This is a genomic window from Mesorhizobium sp. M4A.F.Ca.ET.090.04.2.1 (genome assembly GCF_003999085.1).
Taxonomy (GTDB): Bacteria; Pseudomonadota; Alphaproteobacteria; order Rhizobiales; family Rhizobiaceae; genus Mesorhizobium.
In genome coordinates this window covers 1-5,198 of the sequence record NZ_RZOT01000445.1, presented here as the reverse complement: position 1 = coordinate 5,198, position 5,198 = coordinate 1, and the positions used below count along the sequence as shown (strand labels likewise).

The 5,198-nt window shown below is 63.4% G+C and carries 6 protein-coding genes and 1 riboswitch; of the genes, 5 read left to right on the top strand and 1 reads right to left on the bottom strand.

All coding sequences use genetic code 11. The features are described 5' to 3' along the window. From gfa to EN781_RS25140, 5 genes are all read left to right on the top strand, one after another. A partial coding sequence (gene gfa, locus EN781_RS25160) for an S-(hydroxymethyl)glutathione synthase (RefSeq protein ID WP_245492650.1) occupies window positions 1–537 on the top strand: 537 nt, incomplete at its 5' end. 64 nt (window positions 538–601) lie between these two features. After that, the gene (locus EN781_RS25155; RefSeq protein WP_126054284.1) at window positions 602–1,069 is read left to right on the top strand and encodes a YaiI/YqxD family protein; all 468 of its coding nucleotides are present in this window, start codon (window positions 602–604) and stop codon (window positions 1,067–1,069) included. Between the two features lie 25 nt (window positions 1,070–1,094). Continuing rightward, window positions 1,095–1,772 (top strand): DUF1345 domain-containing protein, encoded by a 678-nt coding sequence (locus tag EN781_RS25150; protein ID WP_126054283.1) that lies wholly within the window; start codon window positions 1,095–1,097, stop codon window positions 1,770–1,772. 144 nt (window positions 1,773–1,916) lie between these two features. Beyond that, a complete protein-coding gene (locus EN781_RS25145) occupies window positions 1,917–2,738 on the top strand; it encodes a cytochrome b/b6 domain-containing protein (protein WP_245455665.1) in 822 nt (273 codons plus the stop codon). A 1-nt stretch (window position 2,739) separates the two neighbouring features. Further along, on the top strand, window positions 2,740–3,531 hold the full coding sequence (locus EN781_RS25140) for a molybdopterin-binding protein (RefSeq protein WP_126054281.1): 792 nt from the start codon (window positions 2,740–2,742) through the stop codon (window positions 3,529–3,531). 192 nt (window positions 3,532–3,723) lie between these two features. Here EN781_RS25140 and EN781_RS25135 read toward each other — a convergent pair whose 3' ends face one another. After that, the gene (locus EN781_RS25135; protein ID WP_126054280.1) at window positions 3,724–4,725 is read right to left on the bottom strand and encodes a hypothetical protein; all 1,002 of its coding nucleotides are present in this window, start codon (window positions 4,723–4,725) and stop codon (window positions 3,724–3,726) included. Between the two features lie 189 nt (window positions 4,726–4,914). After that, a riboswitch (glycine riboswitch) is annotated at window positions 4,915–5,001 on the top strand. Window positions 5,002–5,198 lie beyond the last annotated feature (197 nt).

The following is a 5,198-nucleotide window of genomic DNA, read 5'->3' as shown; positions in this document are numbered from 1 at the left end:
GGCCTGCCTAAGGAGAGCGCGAGCTTTGCCGGCGGCACGCTGGTCTGCGCCTGCACCAGCAAGCCGGTGAAGGTGAAGGTCAAGGGCCAGATCGCCCACAACCATGCTTGCGGCTGCACCAAATGCTGGAAGCCTGAGGGCGCTTTATTCTCCGTCGTGGCCGTGGCAGGCACCGGCGACGTCACCGTCGTGGAGAATGGCGACAAGCTGAAGGTGGTCGACCCAAGCGCGCTGATCCAGCGCCATGCCTGCACCGGCTGCGGCGTCCACATGCATGGACCGGTCGAGCGCGACCATCCGTTCAAGGGCCTGAGCTTCATTCATCCCGAGCGTTTCGAGGAAGACGGCTGGTCGCCGCCGGGCTTCACCGCCTTCGTGTCCTCGATCATCGAATCCGGTGTCGATCCAAGCCGTATGGATGGCATCCGGGCACAGTTGAAGTCGATCGGGCTTGAGCCCTATGACTGCCTCAACCCCGGCCTGATGGACTACATCGCTACCTGGACCGCGAAGAAGTCCGGCGCCCTGCCGGCCTGACAAGTTCGAGAATTTCTGCCATGGGGCCGGTCAAAGCCGGCCCCATGTTCGTTTTGGAGGGACGATGCCCGCACCCGTCATCTATGTCGACGCCGACGCCTGCCCGGTCAAGGCCGAGGTCGAGAAGGTCGCGGCGCGCCACGGCATTGTGGTCACCTATGTCTCCAATGGCGGCCTGCGCCCCTCGCGCGATCCGATGATCCGCAACGTCGTGGTGTCCAAGGGCGCCGACGCGGCGGATGACTGGATCGTGGAGAATGCCGTGTCCAACGACATCGTGGTGACGGCCGATATCCCGCTTGCCGCGCGCACCGTGGCGCTCGGCGCGCATGTGCTGGGACCGACCGGTCGTCCCTTCACGCCCGAAACCATCGGCATGGCGGTGGCGATGCGCGACCTGAAGCAGCATCTGCGCGAGACTGGCGAAAGCAAGGGCTACAATGCCGCCTTCGCGCCGCAGGATCGCTCGCGCTTTCTTGGCGAGCTCGACCGCATCTTGCGGTGGGCGTTGAAATCCGTCACACCGGACTGATCCGAACGCCTTTAGAGGCCGGGCCATGGGTGCCGACACATCCGTCAAAACGCCAATGCATCCGCACATGCAGTTCGCGTTGTCAGCGGCCATTGGCATCGTCGCTTTGCTGCTAGCGTTGCTCCTGCGCGTGCCGCTTGCCTACTCGATCGGCGCCAATGTCTTCTTTGCCGCCTATATCGTTCTGGTCCTCGCCTTGATGCCGAGGCTTACCGGCAACTATCTCAGCAAGAACGCGCGCGCTACCGACCTCCCTGTACTGGGTATCTTTGCAGTTACGCTCTTCATCGTCGGTGTCGCCACCGTTTCACTGTTCCATCTGATCAACCAGAAGGAGGCCGCGCATCCATTCGAGCTCAGCTTCGCCATACTGTCGATACCGCTCGGCTGGTTCACCATCCACGCCATGGCGGCGCTCCACTACGCGCATGTCTACTGGATGAACGGCGACGAGATCGACACCAGCAGCAAGCGGAAGATGCCTGTCGGCGGTCTCGACTTCCCCGGCGACAAGCGGCCCGAGGGCTGGGATTTCCTCTATTTTGCCACCGTCATCGGCATGACCGCGCAGACCGCCGACACTGCCGTCACGACTTCGCACATGCGCCAGGTGGTACTGATCCATTCTATCCTGTCGTTCTTCTTCAACACGGTGATCGTCGCGGCGGCGGTCAACCTGGCGGTCAGCCTCGGCGCACCGTAATAAATCCGTGATCGGATGAAACATCGCTTGGGCCGGCGACGTATTGGAAGGAGAACGAAGATCTGAACTGCGGGAGAACGAAAGCCGATGGAAACCGTTGCCAGGAGCGACCCCGCCGCCGATGCGCCAGCCGCATCGAACGACATGACGCTGATTTACCGCCAGTCGCGCTGGACGCGGCTGACCCACTGGCTCTGGGCGATCGCGTTGTTCTTCATGCTGCTTTCCGGCCTGCAGATCTTCAATGCCCGCCCCCAGCTCTACATCGGCAAGGAATCGGGCTTCGGCTACAACAACACCGTCTTCGCCATCGGCGCCGAGAACACCGATCAGGGTCCGCGCGGCTACACCGACGTCTTCGGCAGGCGTTTCGACACGACGGGCGTGCTCGGCTGGTCGGGACCGCCCGGTCAGGAGACATCCCGCGCCTTCCCCTCCTGGGCCACGATCCCCTCCTACTATGATCTCGGCACGGCCCGCGTCGTGCATTTCTTCTTCGCCTGGGTGCTCTCCGCCACCCTGCTCGTCTGGCTGGTCGCCGGCCTGATCAATGGCCATGTCCGCCGCGATCTCGCTCCGCGCCTCGACGATCTCCGGCGCCTGCCGCGGGATATCGTCGACCACGCGAAGCTGAAGTTCCATCACACGCGCGAATACAACACGCTGCAGAAGATGGCCTATGGCGGCGTGCTGTTCGTGCTCTTGCCGCTGATGATCATCACCGGCCTTGCCATGTCGCCCAGCATGAACGCGGTGCTGCCGTTCCTCAACGACCTGCTCGGTGGAAGGCAGACGGCGCGCACCATCCATTTCACCGTCATGGTGCTGCTCGTCGGCTTCTTCATCATCCACATGCTGATGATCCTTGCCGCCGGCCCGGTCAACGAATTGCGTTCGATCATCACCGGCTGGTACCGCACCGACCCGCCGGCGCATGATGACAACTCGCCCGAGAGGAGCGCCTGAGATGGCGAAGTTTCAGATCAACCGCAGGAAATTCCTGACTTCCGCCAGTCTCGGCCTGTCGGGCATCGCGCTGTCCGGCTGCGATGCTTTCGACAGCGGTCTCGGTGTCGGCGGTGGCCTGCGCAGCTTCCTCGAAAACGCCAATGGCCTGACATACCGGGCCCAGCGCCTGCTGGCCGGCCGTGACGCGCTCGCCCAGGAATTCACTGAGGCCGACATCCGCCAGCCGCAGCGGCCGAACGGCGTCACCGCGCCGGACGACGACACCTACAAGGGGCTGCTTGCCAACAACTTCGCCGACTGGCGCCTTGAAGTCTCCGGCCTCGTTGAGAAGCCGCTGGCGCTGACCCGCGAGCAGCTTCAGAACATGCCGAGCCGCACCCAGATCACCCGCCACGACTGTGTCGAGGGCTGGAGCTGCATCGCCAAATGGACGGGCACGCCGCTGTCTCTGGTTCTCGACCAGGCGGTCGTGAAACCCCAGGCCAGCTATGTCATGTTCCACTGCCTCGACACGATCGACCGGTCTCTCTCCGGCGACATCAAATATTACGGCACCATCGACCTGATCGACGCCCGCCACCCGCAGACGATCCTCGCCTACGGCCTCAACGGCAAGCCGCTGCCGGTCGAGAACGGCGCGCCGCTGCGCGTGCGCGTCGAGCGCCAGCTCGGCTACAAGATGCCGAAATACATCTACAAAATAGAGCTGATCGACAGTTTCGCCGCGATCGGCGGCGGCCGCGGCGGCTATTGGGAGGACAACGGCTACGACTGGTATGGCGGCATTTGAAGACCGTACAGGGTCGAGCCGAGAATAGTGGTCTCCGAGAAGCTGGAGCGGAACGTACTCAAAGTACGTGAGCACCGGCCTACGCCGGCCGTAGCCTTGGCTGTGCGGCGTCTCACGATCGCTTCGGTCGGCGAAGGCCGGAAGCGCGGGAAACCGCCATTTGCCCCGGCATCACCTGAATATCAATGGGCCCTAAGCAACCTTGTCGAGCAGCGGCTTGAGCGCCGGGTGGATTTCCGGCGACGCATGCTTGATCAGCGTCAGCAGCGCGCGCTCGTTCTCGCTGAGCGGCCGGTTCGGGCCGATTCGCTCAGCCAGCCACCTCGCCTCGCCGGCATCGACCGTCTCGGCGCGGCGGGCCATTGCTTCGGCTGCCCGGTTCCTGGCTTCCCAATCGGCCTCGATGTCGTCAGGCGAGCGGTAGGCTCCCATGATGCCGGCGAGGCCGCCCGATACCATGCGGCCGAAAAAGCCACCGATTCCGGGCTCGGCATCATCGAGGAAATTCTCCTGGCGCAGCGCCACCTCGCGCGTCGGCGCCTCGTATCCGGCCGAACACATGACGAAATTGGCGATCGCCTTGACGAACAGCTCGTTCCAGGACGGGTCGTTGCTGGCCGCCGCGGTGCTCTCATTGATCCTGAACAGCACGTCCGCCTCGGCGCGGGTGATCGCGATGTTGCCGTCGCCGCCATAGGCGTAGAGAATGCGGCGCAACAGATCGACCTCGGCCTTGGCCACCAGTCCCGGAACCAGTTGGCCGCCCAGCATCAAAGGTCCCTTGCCGTCGACCACCGCATGCGTGACCTGCTCCAGCGCATAGGCGGAAAGCCGGCTGGGCGACGATTTGGCCTTCTCCAGCACATGCACCAGGAGCTCGAGCTCTGTCAGGCTGTCGACCATGCCGTCGCGCGAGATCGTCCGGATCAGCCAGTTGGCATTGTCCTCGGAGATGTAACCCGTCGGCTTTTCCTGGTGGACGATGTAATCGGTGACCGCCTCGACGAAGAACGCCGGCCATTCCTGGCATTTGTCGCGCGTCGTCTGGTCGAGCGCGAACAGCGCCTCGGCCTCGCCACGGCTCACCATGCCGTCGCCGAACACTTCGCGGCGCAGCATCACCACGTCCTCGGCCGTGATGCGGTTCTTGGAGGTCAGCCCCGCCACCGGAGCGCTCATGATCAGTTCGCCCATTGTCGTCCCCGTCCGCCGCCGGCTGTAGCCGGGCCCAAAAAGGTCGTTTCGGAGCAACATATCGGCAGTGTCTTGAAAAACCGGCAAACCGCGTGGTTAGCGAAGACTTGTCAGCAAGATGTCGCTGGCAGGTGACAAGGTGTCGTTCACAAGCTATGGATGACGAGTCGAGGGCTCACACTTGAGTCCTACCTGTTTGCGGGAGAGAGCAGCGAGCGCTGCCGCCGAAGGGGAAATCGCCCGAAATCTCTCAGGCAAAAGAACCGTAGACGGGAAAGACACTCTGGAAAGTCGGGGCTCACGCCCCGCGCCGAAGGTGTAAGCGCTGCCGACAGAGTTACGGGGCGCGAGTCTCTCAGGCTTCAGACAGAGGGGCACGGACTGGTCGCCATCAGCGGCCGATTGCGTGCGACTCTGGAGATGACATGACGGGCGACGAAACCAAACACCTACCCCTCGAAGATCTGCATAGG

Bases quoted from the DNA above. Each gene is read 5' to 3' on its own strand.
- EN781_RS25155 (WP_126054284.1), top strand. From the start codon at position 602: ATGCCCGCACCCGTCATCTATGTCGACGCCGACGCCTGCCCGGTCAAG.
- EN781_RS25150 (WP_126054283.1), top strand. From the start codon at position 1,095: ATGGGTGCCGACACATCCGTCAAAACGCCAATGCATCCGCACATGCAG.
- EN781_RS25145 (WP_245455665.1), top strand. From the start codon at position 1,917: ATGACGCTGATTTACCGCCAGTCGCGCTGGACGCGGCTGACCCACTGG.
- EN781_RS25140 (WP_126054281.1), top strand. From the start codon at position 2,740: ATGGCGAAGTTTCAGATCAACCGCAGGAAATTCCTGACTTCCGCCAGT.
- EN781_RS25135 (WP_126054280.1), bottom strand. From the start codon at position 4,725: ATGGGCGAACTGATCATGAGCGCTCCGGTGGCGGGGCTGACCTCCAAG.